General features: G+C 57.5%; 1 protein-coding gene. It reads left to right on the forward strand.

Features of this window, described 5'->3' with window-relative positions:
* Positions 1 to 862, forward strand: an 862-nt coding sequence (locus ACVOLV_RS22165; protein ID WP_481556238.1) for an IS3 family transposase, incomplete at both ends; no start/stop codon positions are given.

The following is an 862-nucleotide window of genomic DNA, read 5'->3' on the forward strand; positions in this document are numbered from 1 at the left end:
ACATCCTAAAAAAAGCCGCCGCGTACTTTGCCAAGGGGTAAGAGCAAAGTACGCCTTCATGAAGTGCCATGTGGATCAGTTCGGGTTGGCAGCCATGTGCCGGGTACTGAGTGTCCATCGCAGCGGTTACTACGCCTGGCTTCGAGGCCCGACAAGCCCCCGCGAACGGGATGACCAACGACTGCTTGGACTGATCAAGCACAGCTGGCTTGAGAGTGGCTCGGTCTACGGACATCGCAAGATCACTTCGGATCTTCGCGAGCTAGGGGAGACGTGTAGCAGGCATCGCGTAGCGCGATTGATGAAGAACGAAGGGCTTCGGGCGATGGTTGGCTATGGCCGTAGACCGCGCCCATTGAGTGGGCCCGTGGGCTCAGTGGCAAAGAACGTCTTGGCGCGCGGTTTCAAAGTAAGTGAACCGAATCGCGCATGGGTAACGGACATCACCTACATCCGAACCTACGACGGCTTCATGTACTTAGCCGTTGTGCTCGATCTGTTCTCACGCCAGGTGGTGGGTTGGGCGACGCGCCCCACGCAGCACACCGACTTGGTTCTGCAAGCGCTGCTCGCTGCGGTTTGGAGGCGCAAACCCGCTCCAGGTTTGCTTCTGCACTCTGACCAAGGAACGCAGTTCACCAGCGAAGACTGGCAGTGTTTCCTGCGTGAGCACGACATCGTATGCAGCATGAGCCGACGAGGAAATTGCCACGACAACGCAGCAATGGAGAGCTTCTTCCAGCTGTTGAAACGCGAACGGATTAAGCGGCGGATCTACAGCAATCACGACGAGGCACGCGCCGATGTCTTCCAGTACATCGAGATGTTTTACAACCCGACACGGCGACACGGTTCCAATGGC

The sequence above is a fragment of the Stenotrophomonas sp. STEN023 genome, from assembly GCF_056760135.1.